Source organism: Enterococcus gallinarum NBRC 100675 (assembly GCF_001544275.1).
Lineage (GTDB): Bacteria > Bacillota > Bacilli > Lactobacillales > Enterococcaceae > Enterococcus_D > Enterococcus_D gallinarum.
On sequence record NZ_BCQE01000019.1, the window covers coordinates 1 to 19,357 of the forward strand.

22 protein-coding genes and 1 pseudogene are annotated in these 19,357 nt (G+C 39.1%); 19 read left to right on the plus strand and 4 right to left on the minus strand.

The window, feature by feature from the left end; genetic code table 11:
- The first annotated feature begins 10 nt into the window (after positions 1-10).
- The 6 genes from EG2_RS11715 (at position 11) to EG2_RS11740 (ending at position 7,214) form a co-directional block, all read left to right on the plus strand.
- Positions 11-2,281 (plus strand): AAA family ATPase, encoded by a 2,271-nt coding sequence (locus EG2_RS11715; protein ID WP_060814948.1) that lies wholly within the window; start codon positions 11-13, stop codon positions 2,279-2,281.
- 160 nt (positions 2,282-2,441) lie between these two features.
- Positions 2,442-3,074, plus strand: coding sequence for a hypothetical protein (locus tag EG2_RS11720; protein WP_060814878.1), 633 nt, complete (start codon positions 2,442-2,444; stop codon positions 3,072-3,074).
- 176 nt (positions 3,075-3,250) lie between these two features.
- Positions 3,251-3,970 (plus strand): ABC transporter ATP-binding protein, encoded by a 720-nt coding sequence (locus EG2_RS11725; RefSeq protein WP_060814879.1) that lies wholly within the window; start codon positions 3,251-3,253, stop codon positions 3,968-3,970.
- Positions 3,954-5,588, plus strand: a complete 1,635-nt coding sequence (locus EG2_RS11730) for a hypothetical protein (RefSeq protein ID WP_060814880.1) — start codon at positions 3,954-3,956, stop codon at positions 5,586-5,588. Before EG2_RS11725 ends, EG2_RS11730 begins: the two co-directional genes overlap by 17 nt.
- Positions 5,589-5,680: 92 nt before the next feature.
- Positions 5,681-6,355 (plus strand): hypothetical protein, encoded by a 675-nt coding sequence (locus EG2_RS11735; protein WP_060814881.1) that lies wholly within the window; start codon positions 5,681-5,683, stop codon positions 6,353-6,355.
- Between the two features lie 4 nt (positions 6,356-6,359).
- On the plus strand, positions 6,360-7,214 hold the full coding sequence (locus tag EG2_RS11740; RefSeq protein ID WP_060814882.1) for a sce7725 family protein: 855 nt from the start codon (positions 6,360-6,362) through the stop codon (positions 7,212-7,214).
- 808 nt (positions 7,215-8,022) lie between these two features.
- Here the strand turns inward: EG2_RS11740 and EG2_RS11745 are convergent.
- Positions 8,023-8,259 carry a glutaredoxin domain-containing protein gene (locus tag EG2_RS11745; protein WP_060814883.1) on the minus strand — a complete coding sequence of 79 codons (237 nt, stop codon included), beginning with the start codon at positions 8,257-8,259 and terminating at the stop codon, positions 8,023-8,025.
- 373 nt (positions 8,260-8,632) lie between these two features.
- Between EG2_RS11745 and EG2_RS11750 the strand changes: the two genes are divergently transcribed.
- The 4 genes from EG2_RS11750 (at position 8,633) to EG2_RS11765 (ending at position 10,079) form a co-directional block, all read left to right on the plus strand.
- Positions 8,633-8,995, plus strand: a complete 363-nt coding sequence (locus EG2_RS11750; protein ID WP_060814884.1) for a hypothetical protein — start codon at positions 8,633-8,635, stop codon at positions 8,993-8,995.
- An 84-nt stretch (positions 8,996-9,079) separates the two neighbouring features.
- Positions 9,080-9,358: a hypothetical protein gene (locus EG2_RS11755; RefSeq protein ID WP_060814885.1), complete on the plus strand. Its 279-nt coding sequence runs from the start codon at positions 9,080-9,082 to the stop codon at positions 9,356-9,358.
- Positions 9,355-9,639, plus strand: a complete 285-nt coding sequence (locus tag EG2_RS11760; RefSeq protein WP_005473131.1) for a hypothetical protein — start codon at positions 9,355-9,357, stop codon at positions 9,637-9,639. Before EG2_RS11755 ends, EG2_RS11760 begins: the two co-directional genes overlap by 4 nt.
- 89 nt (positions 9,640-9,728) lie before the next feature.
- Positions 9,729-10,079, plus strand: coding sequence for a DUF2200 domain-containing protein (locus tag EG2_RS11765; RefSeq protein ID WP_060814886.1), 351 nt, complete (start codon positions 9,729-9,731; stop codon positions 10,077-10,079).
- A gap of 258 nt (positions 10,080-10,337) precedes the next feature.
- On the opposite strand, the gene rsgA is transcribed toward EG2_RS11765, so the two are convergent.
- Positions 10,338-11,291, minus strand: a complete 954-nt coding sequence (rsgA, locus tag EG2_RS11770; protein WP_060814887.1) for a ribosome small subunit-dependent GTPase A — start codon at positions 11,289-11,291, stop codon at positions 10,338-10,340.
- A 700-nt stretch (positions 11,292-11,991) separates the two neighbouring features.
- Here rsgA and EG2_RS11775 point away from each other — a divergent pair.
- The gene (locus EG2_RS11775; RefSeq protein ID WP_060814888.1) at positions 11,992-12,984 is read left to right on the plus strand and encodes a DNA/RNA non-specific endonuclease; all 993 of its coding nucleotides are present in this window, start codon (positions 11,992-11,994) and stop codon (positions 12,982-12,984) included.
- Positions 12,985-13,036: 52 nt separating this feature from the next.
- Here EG2_RS11775 and EG2_RS11780 read toward each other — a convergent pair whose 3' ends face one another.
- Positions 13,037-13,294 carry a LexA family protein gene (locus EG2_RS11780; RefSeq protein ID WP_060814889.1) on the minus strand — a complete coding sequence of 86 codons (258 nt, stop codon included), beginning with the start codon at positions 13,292-13,294 and terminating at the stop codon, positions 13,037-13,039.
- A gap of 194 nt (positions 13,295-13,488) precedes the next feature.
- Here EG2_RS11780 and EG2_RS11785 point away from each other — a divergent pair, with 194 nt between their 5' ends.
- A complete protein-coding gene (locus EG2_RS11785) occupies positions 13,489-13,821 on the plus strand; it encodes a helix-turn-helix domain-containing protein (protein ID WP_060814890.1) in 333 nt (110 codons plus the stop codon).
- An 83-nt stretch (positions 13,822-13,904) separates the two neighbouring features.
- Here the strand turns inward: EG2_RS11785 and EG2_RS11790 are convergent, their stop codons facing one another.
- On the minus strand, positions 13,905-14,927 hold the full coding sequence (locus EG2_RS11790; RefSeq protein WP_060814891.1) for a Gfo/Idh/MocA family oxidoreductase: 1,023 nt from the start codon (positions 14,925-14,927) through the stop codon (positions 13,905-13,907).
- Positions 14,928-15,099: 172 nt separating this feature from the next.
- Between EG2_RS11790 and EG2_RS11795 the strand changes: the two genes are divergently transcribed.
- From EG2_RS11795 to EG2_RS11825, 7 genes and pseudogenes are all read left to right on the plus strand, one after another.
- Positions 15,100-15,465, plus strand: coding sequence for an HIT family protein (locus EG2_RS11795; RefSeq protein WP_060814892.1), 366 nt, complete (start codon positions 15,100-15,102; stop codon positions 15,463-15,465).
- 49 nt (positions 15,466-15,514) lie between these two features.
- Positions 15,515-15,994: a GNAT family N-acetyltransferase gene (locus tag EG2_RS11800; protein ID WP_060814893.1), complete on the plus strand. Its 480-nt coding sequence runs from the start codon at positions 15,515-15,517 to the stop codon at positions 15,992-15,994.
- Between the two features lie 422 nt (positions 15,995-16,416).
- Positions 16,417-16,713 (plus strand): hypothetical protein, encoded by a 297-nt coding sequence (locus EG2_RS11805; protein ID WP_231598686.1) that lies wholly within the window; start codon positions 16,417-16,419, stop codon positions 16,711-16,713.
- A 14-nt stretch (positions 16,714-16,727) separates the two neighbouring features.
- Positions 16,728-17,190, plus strand: a pseudogene (locus EG2_RS11810) (HIT family protein).
- Positions 17,191-17,289: 99 nt separating this feature from the next.
- Positions 17,290-17,832, plus strand: a complete 543-nt coding sequence (locus EG2_RS11815; RefSeq protein ID WP_060814895.1) for a sigma-70 family RNA polymerase sigma factor — start codon at positions 17,290-17,292, stop codon at positions 17,830-17,832.
- Complete coding sequence (locus tag EG2_RS11820; RefSeq protein WP_060814896.1) at positions 17,822-18,604, plus strand: PH domain-containing protein; 783 nt, start codon at positions 17,822-17,824, stop codon at positions 18,602-18,604. Before EG2_RS11815 ends, EG2_RS11820 begins: the two co-directional genes overlap by 11 nt.
- Before the next feature lie 47 nt (positions 18,605-18,651).
- Positions 18,652-19,302, plus strand: coding sequence for a hypothetical protein (locus EG2_RS11825; RefSeq protein WP_060814897.1), 651 nt, complete (start codon positions 18,652-18,654; stop codon positions 19,300-19,302).
- Positions 19,303-19,357: the final 55 nt, after the last annotated feature.

The following is a 19,357-nucleotide window of genomic DNA, read 5'->3' on the forward strand; positions in this document are numbered from 1 at the left end:
AGGAATCTACATGGGGATCAATCGTACCCCTTTTACTTTGACAGAAGGTCGACATTTCAGCAAGCTAGAACAGCAAATGATTTGGCAAAAACCAGCGAGTCATCAGACAAGTCAAGAAGAACTGCGGATCGCTCAAGAAATCAAGCTAAACTGGCAAGATCCAGAGATGAAGATCTTCAATGTTTTATTGGAAGGAGATGCTGGATCTGGAAAAACGCAATTAGCCAAAGCCCTCTCCTATGATCTTCAATTGCCTTATACCAAAATCACCTGTTTTGCTGATATGGATAAATCAGATGTTTTTGGTGCATTGTTGCCGATCGTAGCAACGGATCAAGAAGAAGACAGCGAATTGTTAGAAGCAATTTATTTGAGTGATAGCTTAGATCAGGTCATTCAAGTGATTGCGGATCACTATTCGCTCACCACTGAAGGTGCCCGAGAAAAATTAGCAGACTTGATTCGGCGAATTGAAGAAACAGATACGACCGATGTTGTTCATTATAAATTTTATCCTTCGGAAATCGTTCGTGCGATGGAAAAAGGGTATCTATTAGAAATTCAAGAACCAACTGTCATCCGGGATGCCTCGGTACTCGTCGCTCTCAACTCTGCATTGGAGCAAAATGGGATGCTGAATCTGCCAACTGGCGTTGTCAGGCGCCATCCGGATTGTGTCGTCATTATTACAACAAACCGGAACTATCAGGGAAATCGTCCATTGAATGAATCTCTTAGAGATCGGATGCAACATGCAGAAAAAATGGACCTTCCTGAATTATCTGTGATGGTCGCACGGGGACTTGCTAAAACCGGCTTTCAAGATCAAGCGATCGCTAGCAAAATGGCAGAAATCATCCGACTTCTTGATACTTCTGCACGAGCAAATGCCATCAAGGGTGTGGCTGGTATGCGATCTTATTTTTATTGGCTGAATACGGTTAAAAATGGGCAATCACCTTTAGATACGTTAGCGGTCAAAGTCTTATACAAGTTAACGACAGATCCAGACGAATTGCGCCTGCTGCAAGAAGCCCTCGATCAATCAGAATTGCTCTTAGAGCTAAGACGTTTGTATCAAGGACAGAAAATGAGTCATCGACAACCAATACAAGGACGCATCGTATCTGCTGAAGAGGCGGATGCGCGAAATATTGAAGAAGCATCTTTACAGATGGGGACAGTAGCTAGTACTGAAGAAACAGCAGAGACAATGGAGACACCTGAGGCACTAGATACACAGGAAACAAACCAAGATGATCAGGAAGCAGTGCCTCAAGACACTATAGATGGAGACTCTTTAGAGAGCCAACATTCGTCTGATGAGGGACACACAAAGGAAGGAAGTGAACAATCTGCTCAAGAACCTTCCAATCAGCATCTTTCAATCGAGGAATTCAGGCAATTAGATAAAGAAGTAAGAAAACAAGCAAATCAAGAGGCGCGGCAAGCGCTAAAACAATCTATCCATGCGAAAGAAGGATTGATTGTGCATCGGCCAAAACTCCAAGAAAATGCTTCTCAGAAAGCCCGGCAACTCCTAGCACCGTTGTTGCCGGTGGTTGAGACAATAACAAAACAGTTGCTTGAATTATTAGAAAATGAAGCAGCTTCTTCTTATGGCAAAGGAAAATATAGCGGGACACGCTTTGATGCAAGTCGTGTTGCTTATGGCGACTTTCGAACATTTGATAAGAAAAATCCTCCGCATGAACAACCTTCATTAGCGATCGCTTTACGAATCGATGAATCAGGGTCCATGGTACGGGAGGGACGGATCACCGCTGCACAACAAGCTGCACTCGCAGTGAGTGCGTTTGCCCAGCGCCTAGATCTCCCGCTGATGATTTATGGCGACACAGCCGATTTGTCTGTACGAGAGAAGACTTCTCTCTATTCTTATAAGGAATTTGCTGAACCTTTTGATTATGTCCCGGCAAAGCTGATGTCTCTTCAACCTCGACAAAACAATCGTGATGGGGCAGTGCTGCGGGTACTAGCTGAAAAACTTTCCCAACAATCTGCTACGACAAAATTACTATTGACGATTAGTGATGGTCAGCCAAAGGCGATGCCAGATTATACGGGCAATAAGGCGAAAGCGGATATTCAAGCAGTCATCAAAGAGTATGAACGCCAGGAAATCATCTTTTTGTCCGCTGCTATCGGACAAGACAAAGACGTCATCAAAGAAATCTATGGCGCAGAAAGATATATCGATATCAGTAATCTTAAAGAGTTTCCCAAACAATTACTAACACTGATCAGTCGTTATTTCTAAACTACGATTCATTCGGCTACTTTTTTAATAACATCCGCCTTGCATAGAAGTGTGAGGCGGATGTTATTTGTTTATTATAAAAAGAATATGTAAACTAAATTAAACGAACGTTTTCAATTTCTACTTCGTATGCTAAACTAATCACAAAGGAGGAACAACAATGACTTTGAATTGGCGTTATATCTATCCTTTCTCTACTGCAGGGGCTTATTTCATTAGAAGAAGAACATTGTGGATGAGTTATGGACTATTTACATTTGTGAGTTCGCTCTTATTTTTTTGTGAAAAGTGGACATTCTTTTTTTATCGTTGGTATGCTCTTGAACGGCATTTAAAACAGACTTCACAAGACAGTTCTTTTCAAAGCTGGCTCTTTTTACTCCTTATTTTCCTAGGGGTGGTCGGTATTCTATGGATTGGCATGGCAGTTGTCTTTTTCCTATATAGTCGTTCATGTTACAAACAATTCCTTTTTTCTGAAGGGGAAAAATCCGTGACGATTCGATTTTTAGTAGGACAATCGCTTCATTTGATGGTTATCGAGGAGACTCTTTTTTCCTTGATCGGGATTGGTTTGGCTTTTTTGATTGGCGGTTCATTAGGTGGGATTGTTTTTGAACGAGCCTTTCATGATTTTAGCCAGTTTTATCAGTTGCCTGCTGGATTACTGAATAGCGGTTCTTCAGTGACACCTTGGGCATGGCATTTACTGATTGGTCTACTAGTGGTCCTAGGCTGTTGGCTTGGCTACAGGAGCTGGTTGCCTAAAATCGTCAATCGTCAATCGTCATGAAGTAAGTTGATGTGAAAGGATAATATCCTATCGATGAGAAAAAAATGAACGAGTTTCGTTTGCACTTGCTTGCTAAGATGATGACGGCTACCAACGTAAATCGTTTCACTTAAGAAATCTTGCAAGCTGGATCTGTAGTTAATAATCTTTGTTTTTAATGAGAAGGGGTGGGCTGTTTGTATTTAGAGATCAATGCTATTTCCAAAAGCTTTGACAAGAAACAAATTTTTGATCAGGCAAGTTATCAATTTGAAACCGGAAAAATCTATGGTATTTTGGGGCGCAATGGGGCAGGAAAAACGACGTTATTCCAATGTATCGCTCGGAATATGACCGTTGATAGCGGGAGTATTTATTTAGTTGAAGACGGCAATCAACGAACCTATGAAAATACAGATGTCGGATTTACATTCACGCAACCGCATCTGCCAGGTTTTATGACGGCGATTGAGTTTTTGCGCTTTTTTATGGATGTCAATCGGGAGCGCATCAAACAGTCGCTTTCTCCGGAAGAATTTTTAATGTCTGTAGGAATTTCTCCAGAAGATCAGCATCGTTTAATGAAAGATTATTCCCATGGCATGAAAAACAAAGTACAAATGCTTCTTTCTTTGATGGTGCAGCCACCAATCATGTTGTTTGATGAACCATTGACCTCTTTCGATGTTGTAGCTGCCCATGAAATCAAACAAATGATTCGATCAGCAAAAGAGGATTCGATCATACTGTTTTCCACCCATATTTTACAACTTGCACAAGATTTATGTGATGAAGTGGTCCTATTAAATAATCATCAATTGACCGGGATTGATCCTTCTCACATTCATGAACCAGATTTTGAGAAAGAAATCGTTACTTTGTTGACGGAGGGGGAGCCTGATGCTGCAATGGATTAAACTTTATTGGCTTTATGAAGAGACGATTTTTTCAACGAAAGCGAATGGATTTCTCTATTTTTTGACCAAAATTCCTTTGATTGGAAAACATCTGCCCCAGGATCTTTATGGGCAATACGGTCTCAAAAAAATGCTTTTTGCCCTAATAGGTAGTTTTCGCTTGATTTTGCCTTTTTTTACAAAAATGATTTGGCTGCTTTTTTATTATGCAGTTACCTTGTTAGCTTATCATGGGTGGGATGCTTTATTCAGCTCTTTTGGTCAGTTTGAAGAAGGAATAATGATCGCCGGCTTTTATACTTGGCTAGTCGTCGTTGCGATAGCAGGCAACTTTTTTTCTTTGTTTTCATTTACATTAGATCAAAAAGCGATTGAATTCACGGATTACTTCATGGTATCAAAACGACAGTATTTGCGAATGAATCTTTTCTTTAAGACGATCCAATCCATTATTTATTATCTACCAGCATTTTTGTTGTACAGCTTTTTTGCTGGCAATAGTTGGCTGACCCTCGTTGGTATCTTTGGTGCTGGCTTTGCTTGTGTGGCAGCTGCCAGTCTAATTCGCTGGGGATTCCAAAAGCAATGGGGCAGGGGCTGGCGCATCGGTTGGCGATTAGCCGTATCAATTCTGACTTTAGTGTCTCTCTATAGCTTATTGCTTCAACAGATTATTCCAACGACGACATTCGGGCTAGGACTTTGTACTTTCTTTCTGATTGCCGGCACTGGCTGTTTTTATTACCTAAAACACTTTGCACAAGAAAATGACTTTTTCCTTTATTCTGTTGAAAAAAGCTATCAGCAATTTAGTGAGCTAGAAACCATCAGTGCAGATTCAAATCAATATCTCAATGAAGGAATTGAAATGCAGAAAAAACTTTCTTTGGACCAGGAGAAGACACTCACTCATTTGCAAGGATCAGAGTACCTCAACGGATTGCTCTTTCAAAGATACCGTAAACTGTTGCGCAAAAAATTGCTGAACCGTGTCGGTATTGTGTCTATTCTATTTCTAGGATTGATTTTATTATCCTTTTTGAAGATTGTTCCATATCCTAATGAAGAGGATCTGACAGCACTACTGCCAGCTCTATTTTTAGTCATGTATTTTGGTTCATTGGGAAAAGCAATCGTCCAAATGGTTTTTGTTAACTGTGACATCTCCATGCTTTACTATCCTTTTTATCGGGAGAAAGAAACGATCCTCAGTGGGTTTAATTACCGTTTTATCAAATCAATGTTTTACAACGGAGTATTTGCGGGAAGTATTTTTGGCGGCTTCTTATTATGGGACTTGCTAAATGGATTGCAAGCTAGCTGGTATTTTATTGGGGTCTTATTTTTATTATTGACGAGTTTGACAGCATTGTTCTCCTTTCATGAATTATTTATCTATTACTTGCTGCAACCTTTTACTGGAGACATGAGAGTGGTCAATCCGGTTTACAAATTTGTCAGTGGAGTATTGTATTGGATCAGCTATATCAACCTGCGCCTGCATGTTTCTGGATTTGCTTACTCGATCGTTGTCTCAATGGTTTTATTACTCTATGTTTTTGTCGGATATGTACTGATCATTCGCTTGGCGCCGAAGACCTTTAAAATTAAAGAATAGGAGAGAATCAGGACTGCATTATAAAACCTATTCACAAATACGAACATATGTTTTATAATGAGAGAAAGTTGTGAATAGGAGGGTCTAATCAGATGAAAACTACGTTGACTCTTGAAATGGAAGAAGCCCTTTATTATTACTGTCGCGAAAACAGTGATATCGTCATCGAAGAGGTAATCATGCCGGATGATCAAGGAATCGTTGATACTCTAAGTTGTCGCTTAACATCAGAAAATTTGTTTGAATGGCGCTGTTATGAATTAAAAGTCAGCCTGGCGGATTTTCGCTCAAAAGCGAAGCTGTCATTTATTGGGCATTATAATTATTTTGTTTTGCCGCATGCATTATATGTAAAGGTCAAGGAAGAGATTCCTGCTGCCATCGGTGTATTGGTTTACCATGCATTTGCTGATCAAGAAAAGGGGAGTCCTGGTTATTTTAGTGTCGAGAAAAAACCGCAGCGGCAATCTTTACTCGTCAACGAAAACGCATTGTTGTATCGTTTGATCTCTGCACAAGCTCGAGAAGTGGGGAAGGCCAAGCAGACAGCACGAGGTTTACGCGTTTTCTCGACGGAACGATTGTACAAAGAACTAAAGAAAAGGGAACCAGAATACGATTTATTTGGCGGCGGGGTCAATTACTACGACCGTTTTATTGAAGATACGCAGCTACAAGCTATTGAAGCGCTAAAAGAAGAACTGGCTGCAACGCGAGAAGCTTATTTCGAATTGGAACAGCGTTTTTTGACACAAGAAAAGGAGTAGCACTATGTATTATCCATATTTTCGCGGCAAACAATTTGACTTGTTGGCATTAAAAAGTCTATTAGAAATGGAACAGCTGTCTTTAGAAGTTCAACCCGTCATTGAGCCTATCCGGCAATCCAAGACTTTTTGGGATACAGTCGAGCTGTTTCAGAAAAAAGCGCATCCTTTTTTTGTTATCGTCAATCCACAGGCGGGGGACTTTCTGACGGAAGAAGGAAGTCGTTTATTACAAACACTGCCTAACGCTAAAGCCTATATCATCGATCAGCCAATTGAAACCATTGACTGTCAGCCGGACCTTTGGATTGTTCATGAATCTGCTCCAGCGTTGGCCAGTGACTGGAGTAAAAATCAGACACCGATCTTAGTTGGACAAGAATTCCGTTTATTAAAAAAAATCCAGGGACCAAAGATTCTCATGCATGATTTTTTTACTAGACTGCCTAGAAACAGTTTCTATCAGGAAGTACCAGAAGAAGTGTTACCAACCGTTTATCAGCACTACGAGCAGCAAGGATTTTCCGGCTATAGTGATTTTTCTATCGACAGCAAAATCTATTATGCACATAGTTATCCCTCTAAAACAATCGTTTTACACTGGGTCTTTGCTGACCGGCAGCAAAATTTGCGGATCACTCATTTTGTTTCGGACGAATCATTAGAAACTCAAAAAGAAAAGTTTCTACAGCTCATGTCACAAGTTTTGCAACATGAAGAAATCTATCCAACTCAAACATCAGGCTTAGAGTTATTACTTGAAGCATACAAAAAGGATAAGTTTCCAGGTATGGGTGTTTTACGAAAAGCTGCTGTCATGAATCACTTGGAATTAATCAGCCGTTATCATTTTACATGATTGTTAGTAATGTCATCAGTCATTTAAACAAAAGTTTCTCTCAGGAGTTGAAATCTAACTGCAGCTATAATCATAGATTTTGGTTGCAGTTCATTCATCACTGAAATCACCAATCAATCATGCACCAAAAATCCTAACGAACAGTTGAAGCAAGCTAAAATTTGTTTTAGGAATCCAACTGTACAATACTGGCATTCAATACATAAAAAGCATCAATCTGCGCGGCAAAGACTCATTTTTTACCCAAAATGGTCCACTTTAAGAAAAATCGCTGTTTTTAAGGAAAAATACAGCTAAATCAGAGAGAGGAGAGGTAAATTGACTAGATTTTTTCAGAGCTTTAAAAATTATTTATCTTAGTTTACATAATATATATTATACAAAGTTGTATTTGGAAAAAGACGTCTTAAAATGTTTTTGATTTTTGCATTTTGACCCTCTCTCGCTGTCTTTTTCCCCTTATGAATGTTAAAATCAACAACGATTCGCCATTTTTCCTGTTATTGGTGTTTATTTGGATGCTAATTGATGTATTGTCTTGGTGTATTGTCACTGATCACTAGTTTAATACATCGATTTCATTTGATTGGGTCTCGTCATTAAGATCTTTCGTTTGTTACTAAGTGACTCATTTGTTTGATTTCATAAAATTATTGCTATTGCTGTATATGTTTCGTTTATAGGTTTATCAGGTATCAGATTAAGCTGAGTTAATTTCCTTAAAATCAATTCTTTGGTTTTCTTCAAAAAATAGCGATCGATTGCTTACAAAATGCATTCCTGTGGTTGTGTCTGGCGGCTGCGACGATCATTTCTGTTTGAGTTTTCTTAATTCATCTGGGCGAAAGCCAAACCACGGCTTCAAACCAGTTGAGGCATTAGGGATTAAAACTGGTACGGACTGGAATCCGTATAGTTTCACTTCTTCACGAAATTCTTCTTTTTCTTCGATGTTCTTTTCGATATATGGGATTCGATGATCGTCTAAAAATAATTTTGTCTTTTTGCATTGAATACAATTAGTTTTGCAATAAAGCGTTATCATATAATATTATTTATCCATCCTTTTTTATTTTTATTGGATTGTACGTTATTTTTATTATAAATTTAATTCTTATTTAATTCAACAATCTTTCTTTATATCAGCATATAAACAAAATAGATTGTTTTGTTTTATTTTTTTTATATTGTTATGATACTCGTTTTTTTATCGTGCTGATTTACTACTGACCTGATATGAGTTGCGGGAGAAAGATTTTGCTGATAAAAGTCATTAAAAAAGTGTATCCATCCATCCCTGCCTTGTTTGAGTTTAGGATCGCCCTCATTCTTATCTATTTTTGCGGCAAAATTTAAAGAACTGTTCGCTTTACAAATGCGAACTAATGTTTGTATTATAGTGGTGAGAGGTGATTCTTATGGGCATGCTCCAACCCTACGAAGATCGGAAAAAATTAAAATGGCAGGGATTCTTTCTATCGGAACATACAACAGAAGTTGGACAGGATGAGCGCCAGCGTCACTTTGTGTGGCCTGCAAAGCCAGCCATGACTAGCGAAGAAATCAATGAAGTGTTGACTTTAGCTAGGATCAAAAGTCGAGCAGTAGCGATCCAATGTGAAGAAGTCAATGAAGACGGTCTCTACCCTCCTGACGTGGTCGGCATGATCCAAAGCTACGATTCTTTAGGCATTTATATTGCTGAACGCAAAGTACATTACGATGAAATCCGCCACATTTCCTTTTTCGAAGAGACAAAATGGTTCGCACTGGATGAATAGACTGGGATAAGTGCTGGCAAGCACATAGACGGAAAATCGTTTACGAAATGTGCGAATATACTTTTTTAAAGGAGGTTTCCCTTTATGCAAACAATTAGAGGAACAGTGACAAAGATTCGGTTGCTGACGTTCACTTCTTCTCCCCTTGTCCGCTTTACAGTGGGAACGACGAATTGTTTGATCAATCGTCATAGCTTATCTTTTATAGCAGATGTCACAGAAGGCATGTTCCTAGTGGCAGTTGGTGAATGGAATGAGCGCAAACAATTTATTGTCCGTAAATATGCTGTTCGAGGGAAAACGAAAATTATGATGGACATCGAACAATTGTCTCAACAACGAGGAAAGGCGGTTCTTTCATGAGAGCGCGGGATTTGCTGACAGCTTTAACGACAACGACACAACAAGAGTATCAGGGAATTTACTTAAGCCGTAAGGAAACCTTGGTCCCTTTCACGACGATTGCACAAGATGCTTCTGGGAACTTGATTTTATTCTTTGAACCCAATCGTCCCCCACTATCCATCAAAGAACTTTACACGAGTTTAATGCTGCACAAAAACTTGCCTTTGCTCTATTGGGACGGTGAAGAACGACAAAAGGTCTATGGGTTTCGTGAAGAAGATCGACAGATCATTCTCTGATCTTTTTTCTGTGAGATACCAACCAATCATTCTTCTTTTTATTCATGGTATACTATAGATCAAGAAAACATTCTCAACGGAGGTAAAAAATGGGAAATCCGCGCATATACGCAATGTCTTTTGCAAGTGTCTATCCCCTCTATGTACAGAAGGCGGAACGCAAAAATCGTACCCGAGATGAAGTGGATCAGATTATTTTTTGGTTAACTGGTTATTCGAAAGAAGGTCTGTCCCGACAATTAGCAGAAGAAGTTTCAATGGAACGTTTCTTTGCAGAGGCGCCTGACTTGAATCCGAAAAGAAAAATGATCAAAGGAGTTATCTGCGGCGTTCGTGTAGAAGAGATCAAGGAACCTTTAATGCAAGAAATTCGTTACTTAGATAAATTGATTGATGAATTAGCCAGAGGAAAAACAGTTGAAAAAATTTTGCGAGGTTAGTTTTTAAGTGGTCCTATTCTATAATTATTGCGTTTCATTGGTCCATTACGTATAATGAGACTACCTTGGCAGGGGCAAATCGTTTGCTTCGATCCGTTGGGCATTCATGTCCGACGGATTTTTTTATTTAAATTCAGTCTAAAAAAAGCGCTGTGGCTCTTTTGCAGGAATCCCATTTTGGTACCTCCCTTTCTTAATGTGATTAGGAAAACGAGTCAAAATGTATACAGCATTCAGGTCACAACGCTTTTAGTATTGCTATCTTTCTCTTTTTTTACGTGCTTGCAGGTGTTCTTTGTGTCTCAAATAGGCCAATTCTTTCTCCATTTTACGGTAACGGTTAAATAGATCTTGCGAGAGTTCTCCAGAAGCTAACGCTTCTTTGACTGCACAATTTGGCTCTGATTCATGGCGACAATTTTTGAAGCGGCATTTTTCTGCTAAAAGTTCAATCATCTGGTAATGCCGATCTAATGAAGAAGCAGCAACCGTCTCCAAACTGATTTCTCTCATGCCAGGAGTATCGATGACCATTGCCCCATTTGGCAAGCGGAACAGCTGTCTACTCGTGGTAGTGTGACGACCACGCCCATCTTCTTCACGAATGGCTTTGGTTGTCTGCCGTTCGTCTCCTAGTAATTGATTGAGTAAAGAAGATTTACCAACCCCTGAAGAACCAATAAAGGCTACCACGCTTTCTGGCGTCAAAAATGGTTCGAATTGCGTCCGCTCATCTTTGTAGATGGTGGTAGCTAAAACCGGCAAAGCAAATGTCAGCTTGAGCTGGTTGATGATTGCTTCTGTTTCTGTTGTGTCCATCTGATCGATTTTTGTTAATACAATGACTGGATTGGCGCCACTGTTCCAAACAATCGTAACGAACCGCTCCAAGCGAGCGAGATTGAACTCTTCATTGGCGCTTGTTGTAAGAAAGACAGTCGTCACATTAGCAGCGATTCCTTGTTCGTCTGGTCGATTTCCAGCTACTTTCCGCTGTAAAAAACTTTTTCGCGGCAAGACAGTATCAATCAAAAATTGATTTTGATCATAACAATGCCCCATTACCCGATCGCCTACGATCGGATAGTCTTTCAATGCTGTTGCTTGCTGGCGAAACTTTCCGGAGACACGGGCATAACGTTCTTCTCCTGAAGGCAAGACTACTTTTGCCAGATCTTTCGCTTGAAAGATAACGATTCCTTGATTTTCCATGAATTCCCTCCATTTATGTTTGGAGGTGCCACTCTATAAAGGGAAACCTCCATGATCTTGACGTCCATTATAAGTATTCATATGACATTTCCCCTTTCGTGAGTAAATTCATCGATTGATGTATCTCTAGTATAGCATTTCTTGCGATTGTCAGACCAGCATTTCTTTTATAGCTGAATAATGAATGATAGCCGCAAGAAATGCTATGGAGCGTTGAAAATCCCTTTCAATGGCTTCAAAACTACTAAAACGAAAATGCTGAAATTCACACGATAGGCAGTCCCCTTTAAACTCCCTACATCCTCTACGATTCCTTCAAGATAGTTCCTCGCTCATTAAGCAATAAGCCTCTCCTAATATCACTGTTCTACTATTATCGTTGTTCCTTCCTATCTTCTTCTGAGATCCCCATTCTGGCCCTATCTCCCCTATACTCCTTAACTTTTAACCACGCACCCTATTTTTACCTATTAGTGAATAATCTTAGTTCTTTTGTGAATGATTCGTTATATAATAGTCTCTTTTTTATTTATTCATATAAGAAATAATTGGTAAAAAAAGTTTTTTTCTTTTCAACTGTTATTTAAAAAATGGTATGATAGCAGCAGAATATTTATTTTTTCCTCCTTTATTGAAACTCGCATCCACATCTTACGCTCGCGATTTTACAAAGGAGCAAACCATATGTTAGGAGAAAATCATGGCAAAGAAACTTCTTGGTACAATCAGTGGTCTTTTGATTGCTGCTGTACTTGGTATCAGCTTGTACACGCAAACCCAAAAAGACCCGAACCCCACTTCATCACCTGGACACTCATCTGCTATACAGGTGAAACAGTCGGAGTCTTCTAAAGCATCAGATTCGCATACAAAGGAAACCCAGTCAGCAAATGATTTAGCTGCATTGACGTATCAAGGGACACAAACCATTACTATCAACAACAATGTCCCCTCCTTCTCACAAGATACCCTCTCTACAAAAAATGGCGCCTGGGAAAAATATGGTGATCTCGATCACTTAAATCGAGCCACTTCTGCGGAAGCTATGCTGAATCAATCTCTGATGCCTACTGAAAAACGCGGGGATATCTCTAGTGTCACGCCTACAGGCTGGCACAATAAAAAGCTGAAAAAAGGTTATCTTTATAATCGAACTCATTTGATCGGCTTTGCTCTGGCGGGAGAAAATGCCAACTGGAAAAATCTGATCACAGGGACGCAACAGCTGAATAATCCCGAAATGTTACGCTATGAAATGGATATCAAATACTATTTAGAACAAGATCCCAGCCATTATGTTCGTTATTCGGTGACTCCTATTTACCGCGGTGATGAATTAGTGGCACGAGGCGTTCAAATGCAAGCCCAATCGATTGGCGATGATACGATCCGCTTCAATATTTATATATTCAATATTCAAGATGGTGTGACGATCCATTACCACGATGGGACAAGTGTACTTTCTGAAGAAGCATCTGATACGACTAGCACTTCGGCAAAAAACACTACATCGAATGTTGCTGAAGATGAAAAAGAATATGTAGATGCGAAGGGAAATGGTCTGATCAAAGGGTCAAAAAATGGCATTTATCATCTGCCAGGTACGAGAGGCTATGAACAGACGACAAATCCAAAAGAATGGTTCAAAACGATTGCGGAAGCCAAAGCTGCTGGTTATCGAGCACCAAAATAAAAAAGCCATAGGCTTTTTTATTTTGAGAGCATCCCTATTCGTCACGTTAGCCTTATAGCGCTTGCTCGTAACTTGATTTTTGTAACTCTATCAAATAGTTATTTCCTGCTTCTGTTAAACGCAATGTGCGTGATTTTGGAAATTTCTCTCTCGTGATTAGGCCTCTATTTTCCATCCGAAGTAGATGACGGTGAATGAGAGAAGTTGATTTGATTCCTTCATGGGCACAAATTTCCCGAATAGATGGTGCTCGTTTCTGTTCTTGCTGATAAGCATCAATAAATAATAAGATCCGATCTCTTCTAATCATATTTTCCTCCAGGGGGTAGAAGACAAAAGCAACGGACAATTGAAAAACCTAAGCATTTATTTCCTATAGGTAATATTATAAATGAAAAATTCCCTTGGAACAACAGTTTTTGAAGAAGTCGCTGGCTTTTCATCGCATTTGTTTTCTTTTGACTTTATGATGAAAAGAGTAGAAGAAAAAAGTGAGGCGTTGGTATGAGTTTTGGCGAAAATCTAAAAAAATTCCGAGAAGAAAAACAGCTCGGCGTCAATCAGTTGGCTTTGAAATCTGGAGTCAGTGCAGCGCAAATTTCCCGCTTTGAAAACGGTAAGCGTAAGACACCCCATGTAGATACTGCAAAAAAATTGGCAAAAGCACTTTCAGTCCCATTGCCTTTATTGATTGGTGAATCCGTTTCATATGATGAATGGGATTATGACGAAAATCAACGGCGAGTGGCCAATCAAATCAAAGATATGACCGAGGAAGAAATCACGGATATCTTAGAATATATCGCTTTTGTTAAGCAAAAAAATAGAAAACGCTAATTGAAAAAAGCCATCTGACTCTAAAAAAATTAGAATCAGATGGCTTTTGATCGACTCTCTGACGAAAATTACCAGAAATGAAATTACCGTGGATAAATCGCTTGGATACTGTCTTCAAGAATCTTCATTTGTACTAGGGTTTCTTCGTCTTTGACTGTTTTAGGTTTTCCATTAATAATCGCTTCATACAGTCCGGCATAAACACGGCTATAGTCTCCCACTTCAGAAACTACTTTTTCCTCATGATAGATTCCTTCATCATCATAATACGTCAGACAGCCATAATGTTCAGGAAGATCAATTCCAAAGTCCGCATGATCAGGCATATAAAACATTTTTAAATGCTCTTCTTGGCGATCTTTGGTTTGTTTGACAAACATGCCTTTCTTGCCATAAACGACAAAGCTTGGTCGTTCTTTGATTCGGAAATAGCTTGATTTGATCGATACCTTTAAAGGACCATAGAAGAAATCCAGATCGAAATAATCGTTCATGCGATTCGGACCTAAAAGTTGGCGAACTTCTGAATGGTATGTCTCTGGTTCGCCGAAATAAGACAGCACTTGATCGATGGTATGACAAGCATGTCCATAAAGATAACTACTATTTAATGAGAATTCTTGTGTATTTTCTGGAATTTCGGGGCGATAATAGTCATAGTGCATTTCTACTTCAAGTAAATCCCCTAGAACGCCACTTTCAATAACTTTTTGGACAGTCAGAAAGTCAGAATCGTAGCGGCGATTTTGATAGCATTGAATCAACAGTCCTTTTTCTGCAGCCAAGTCAAAAAGCTCTTGAGCTTGTGCATATGTTTCAGTAAAAGGTTTCTCTAGCAATACATTCTTTCCGTGAAGCAATGCATCCTTGGCAGTTTCAAAATGCAGATGGTTAGGAGTAGTCACAACGACTAATTGAATCGCTGGATCATCATAGATATCGTTGATATCTGTTGTGTAGGTCGTTCCAGGAAGTTTTGCCCAAGTATCACGAATCACTCGGGAATAGATTGTTTTCACGTGGATTTTATCGGATAATTTAGTAGCAAACGGTAAGTGATAGCGATTAGTACTTTTTCCATTGCCAATATAAGCAATTGTTAGCATAGTTTAAAGCCCCCATTTTTCATGATAGTTCCATTATAGTCAAACAAACGATCAGATGGAAGCAAGAATCCTTCTCGCCGCCTATTTGTATGTCTCCTTAATTAACTAATGAAACAAAGCGCTTATCATTTTGAAACGAATAGGCTATGATTGATTTAAAAAGGAGAAAACGATGAGATGTCCTTTTTGTCAGATCGCAGCCAGACTGCTTCCTGCAACAATCATTTATGAAAATCAATGGACAATGGCGATTCTTCCTAAAAATCCTGCTGTAGACGGTCACCTCTTAGTTATACCGAAACAACATGTGACTTCTATTCTTGCTTGTGACGAAGACTTGTGGGTGCAAGTTACCAAGACAGTAAAAAAAGTGGCAACAGATTGCGTGAAATCTGGTAACTTTGAAGGTATCAATTTCTTAAGTGCCCATGGCGCTGCTGCCCAACAATCCGTCAATCATCTGCATATCCATTTGATTCCTCGAAAAGAAGGCGACGGCATCAATACTTGGCCCGATTTTCATGACAGTAAAAAGTAAGAAGGTTATTAATGAGTCGTCAATTGAACAATGAAAGTGAGAATGAACAATGGATATCCAGCTAGAAAAAGTTACCTACCAAACATTACCGATAGCGTATCAGATACAAAAAGAAAGTTTTAAACAGCTGTTTGAACACTATCAGGATAGAGAAACCTCCCCTTATCTGGAAACGTATGAGAATTTCTCTAAAAAGTACCAACGAGAGAATAATTATTTCTATTTGATCCAAGCTGACGGATCAGCAGTAGGGTTTGTACGAATCGTTCTATCAGAAGCCCCGGCGTTGATAGCTCGAGTGGCCCCCATCTGTATTTTGCCTGCTAATGAAAATCATGGGATTGGTAAAATGGCCATGCAGTTAGTCGAAGCTAGATTCTCGTCTATTAAGACATGGCAGTTAAGTACGATTTTGCAAGAAACCCGCTTACTTTCATTTTATCAAACACTCGGTTATCAGCTATCAGATCGTACGAGTCCGATTGTGTCTGGTATGGATCGTGTATTTCTTACCAAACACATCCACTAAAACTCATTACTTATTGTCTTTTCTCCCCATTACCTATAACAGAGCCTCTCAAAGAGCGACTATCATCGGCAATTTTGTTTACATAATATTATACTGGTAAATAAAAAACACTTCTTGTTTCATTGATACTTTTCGAGAGAAAGTTCACATGAGTTTGACGAAAAGGTCTCATACAAGCGTTTTTCAGAGGCATTCATTCGTTTTTCTCAACTAGCTTTTATCAGTTTCTTTCCTTATTTATGCAATTTCTTCTCTAGTCCCTTTTCATCATCCTCCTATAATGTTGCTGATCTTATGTTATAATTAATTATGTATTTTAAAACTAGATAATTACTATAAGAGAAGGTGGATTTATGGAACAACATCAACCATCCTGGATAAAACTGCTTTTTTTCTTTTTGATTTTTATGGGAGCAGATCTTATGAAACAGGTTATTGTTCATCATTTCGCTTGGCTAGACGTGCTGCAATTAATGAATTTCCTAGTATTTATTCTACTCTCCTTTTTCATTCGCCAGTTACCTTCTACCTTGCGAAAGATTCTGATTGGTACTTATCTTTTTATTATCGGTGGAATCATGTCTCTTTTATTTGGAAATCCCTTTGAACTTGCTTCATGGACACTCTACTTCGTGGGTGCGTTTTTTGGTACATTTTTGTGGGATCATTTTTGTCAACGATTTAGACTTCGTTGGTTTACTGATAAAATAATTCGTTAAAGGAGCGAATTTCGATGGATTGGCGCAATGATCGGATCAAAGCTTGTCAAAATGGCACAAATCCCATGTTAATGAAGGAATTATCGGGTGGTTTTGCGGTTTTTGGCGATACCCAATTTTTACCAGGCTACTGTGTGTTGTTACCTAAAAAAATCAGTCAGAAGCCTAAATGATTTATCACTGGAAGAAAGACAAGAATTTCTCGTCTCGATGAGTGTTCTGGGTGATGCCATTTTAGCCGCCTGTTCGCCACTGCGAGTCAATTACGATATTCTTGGCAACACGGATCAATTTCTTCATGCACACGTTTTTCCACGATATTCTTGGGAGACCGAAGAGCGTCGTTCAAAACCTGTTTGGCTATATCCAGCAACATATTGGACATGTCCGCAGAATACCTATGATAAAGAGAAACATCACCTCATTCGTCAGCGAATCACGACTTCTTTGACTGAATCCGTTCCCAGTGATCAATGAGAGCTCTTGACCAGGAGCTTTTTTGTTGATAAAAGAATTTTTCACAACTCTGATAGAAAACAGTTGAGACGTCCGTATAATAGACAAAGAGGTGAAAAAATGAACGATCATCAAATGATTCATTTGATCAAGAACAAAGATTATACCGGCTTGGAACAACTAATTGATAGCTACGGCTCAAGTATTCTTATGACCATCCATCGAATCTTACAAGCCCCTCATGAACAAAGTGAATGGTCAGATGTAGCAAATGAAGTATTTTATGAAATCTGGCAAAAAATTGAGACCTATGATCCTGAGAAAAGCAGTTTTATCACTTGGATCTTGCTGATTACTCGAAGCCGCGGAATCGATCGCAAGCGTAAGTTAAATAAAGCATTTCAACAAGAAAGTATTGAAGAATATCAAGAGCTAGCTATTACGGAATCCCCGTTAAGTGAAGAAGAATTTCTGATTTGGCTCGAAGAGTTATCCCAAGTCGATCAACAAATTTTTCTTTTATATTATTTTTATCAAGAAAGTCCAGAAGAGATCGCGCAACAACTGGATTTGCAGACAACTGCTATTTATAATCACTTATCTCGCGGCAGAAAATTGTTGAAAAGGATTTGGAAAGAAAGGATGAATCGAGATGAATTTTAAACAGATCGTTGATTCAGAAAATCGTCGTCTCAGAAACGAAGTAACGCAAGATGAAAAAAATCGTCTTTTAGCTAATGGCAAAACATATATCTTTTTTCAAGAATTGATGACTGAAATTCAATCACTCTTAGATAAAGACGAAACAGTTCAAGGCTATCTCCCTCTCTCAACCTCAGGTAATCTTGCAATCAGTAATCAAGGGATTGCTGGTTTGTCTTATGCACGTACAGAAAGAGCAAAGCAATATGTCGCACAGTTCAATGATACTCGGAGTAATCGTCTCTTTGTTTTTACAGAAAAACGGATCCTTTTTCTTGTGATCATCGACTTTTTAGATGATCAAAGCTATTTCAGTTACCCCTACTCCTCGATTCCGGCATTTTCTTTGAAGACGCGCAAATTGAATCGCTTTGAGAAACCAGAAGACGAGGAAATCATGTTTTGGGCTTACTTTGATTTTCAATCGGGTAGCCATATTTTTAGTGATGTATTGACAAAGAAAGACTATCAATTGTTTCAACATTTTCATGACACGATTCCGGCACTCAAAAAAATTCCAATCACTGAAAAAATCCACCGCAAAAATCCCTTAGATTACGTAATCAGTAATTGGCATTTCAATTATCGATTGATGATATTCGTCAATCTTTTACTGATTCTTTTAGCTATTGGGTTAGTCTTGGGGATCGTCTTTGGGATTGGGATTTTTAAAGACTGGTACTATCGTGATTTGATTGGGTTTGTTGATCAGAGGTCATTTTTTGTCCGATAAATATGTTATAATAGTCAAAAATTAATGAGAGAAGGTCTACCCGTTTTATGAAAAGAAAGTTACTAGTCCCATTGCTGCTATCCTTGCTATTAAGCGGCTGTTCTACAAAAGTACCAGAAGAAGCAACCGCATCTTCGAGCAGCCAAAAACAAATGACTAGCGAAACCGTGGAATCATCGCAATCTTCTCTTTCAGATACAACAACTGTTACGAGGGCTTCTGCTAGCGGGTCTACCAGTGAATCGGTATCAGAGACGGAGTCACCAAAGACTACAGAAACAGCAAGCGCATATCCCTATCAAGTAGATATGTCACAACAATCCAATGTCCTAACATTTTCTTTTGAAGGATTCAACGTTCCTGACACTGTTACTATTGATCAGAGCAAAGAGGAAGTTACTTTTGAAAGTTCTACACCCGATGATTCCGTGACTAGCCGCTACCGAGCAACGATCGCAACGGTTCCCACAAAAACAATTCGTGTTTTTAGTGTAGGAACGAATCAAATTCGTGAAGTCAAAGTGAACACGCAAATCTCAATCGGTAAAGTACTGGGTGGAACCCAAGATCGCAAAGACCACCATGGTACAATGTATTTGTTTTACAACCATGATGGTGGGCTTTCCCTAGCAACGCCGAACTATGCTGGCAACGTACCTGCAGATCAGATGGATGTCATGCAGGAAGTTCTTCCCTAAATCACTTCAGAAGAACCTAACTTTCAGAACCTTAGCTTGACTATATTGCAGGAAT

Coding starts and splice junctions, on each gene's coding strand:
- EG2_RS11740 (WP_060814882.1), top strand. CDS start 6,360: ATGTATTATCCATATTTTCGCGGCAAACAATTTGACTTGTTGGCATTA.
- EG2_RS11800 (WP_060814893.1), top strand. CDS start 15,515: ATGGATATCCAGCTAGAAAAAGTTACCTACCAAACATTACCGATAGCG.
- EG2_RS11820 (WP_060814896.1), top strand. CDS start 17,822: ATGAATTTTAAACAGATCGTTGATTCAGAAAATCGTCGTCTCAGAAAC.
- EG2_RS11775 (WP_060814888.1), top strand. CDS start 11,992: ATGGCAAAGAAACTTCTTGGTACAATCAGTGGTCTTTTGATTGCTGCT.
- EG2_RS11790 (WP_060814891.1), bottom strand. CDS start 14,927: ATGCTAACAATTGCTTATATTGGCAATGGAAAAAGTACTAATCGCTAT.
- EG2_RS11750 (WP_060814884.1), top strand. CDS start 8,633: ATGGGCATGCTCCAACCCTACGAAGATCGGAAAAAATTAAAATGGCAG.
- EG2_RS11825 (WP_060814897.1), top strand. CDS start 18,652: ATGAAAAGAAAGTTACTAGTCCCATTGCTGCTATCCTTGCTATTAAGC.
- EG2_RS11795 (WP_060814892.1), top strand. CDS start 15,100: ATGAGATGTCCTTTTTGTCAGATCGCAGCCAGACTGCTTCCTGCAACA.
- rsgA (WP_060814887.1), bottom strand. CDS start 11,291: ATGGAAAATCAAGGAATCGTTATCTTTCAAGCGAAAGATCTGGCAAAA.
- EG2_RS11765 (WP_060814886.1), top strand. CDS start 9,729: ATGGGAAATCCGCGCATATACGCAATGTCTTTTGCAAGTGTCTATCCC.
- EG2_RS11720 (WP_060814878.1), top strand. CDS start 2,442: ATGACTTTGAATTGGCGTTATATCTATCCTTTCTCTACTGCAGGGGCT.
- EG2_RS11785 (WP_060814890.1), top strand. CDS start 13,489: ATGAGTTTTGGCGAAAATCTAAAAAAATTCCGAGAAGAAAAACAGCTC.
- EG2_RS11815 (WP_060814895.1), top strand. CDS start 17,290: ATGAACGATCATCAAATGATTCATTTGATCAAGAACAAAGATTATACC.
- EG2_RS11715 (WP_060814948.1), top strand. CDS start 11: ATGGGGATCAATCGTACCCCTTTTACTTTGACAGAAGGTCGACATTTC.
- EG2_RS11760 (WP_005473131.1), top strand. CDS start 9,355: ATGAGAGCGCGGGATTTGCTGACAGCTTTAACGACAACGACACAACAA.
- EG2_RS11780 (WP_060814889.1), bottom strand. CDS start 13,294: ATGATTAGAAGAGATCGGATCTTATTATTTATTGATGCTTATCAGCAA.
- EG2_RS11735 (WP_060814881.1), top strand. CDS start 5,681: ATGAAAACTACGTTGACTCTTGAAATGGAAGAAGCCCTTTATTATTAC.
- EG2_RS11745 (WP_060814883.1), bottom strand. CDS start 8,259: ATGATAACGCTTTATTGCAAAACTAATTGTATTCAATGCAAAAAGACA.
- EG2_RS11805 (WP_231598686.1), top strand. CDS start 16,417: ATGAAACAGGTTATTGTTCATCATTTCGCTTGGCTAGACGTGCTGCAA.
- EG2_RS11730 (WP_060814880.1), top strand. CDS start 3,954: ATGCTGCAATGGATTAAACTTTATTGGCTTTATGAAGAGACGATTTTT.
- EG2_RS11755 (WP_060814885.1), top strand. CDS start 9,080: ATGCAAACAATTAGAGGAACAGTGACAAAGATTCGGTTGCTGACGTTC.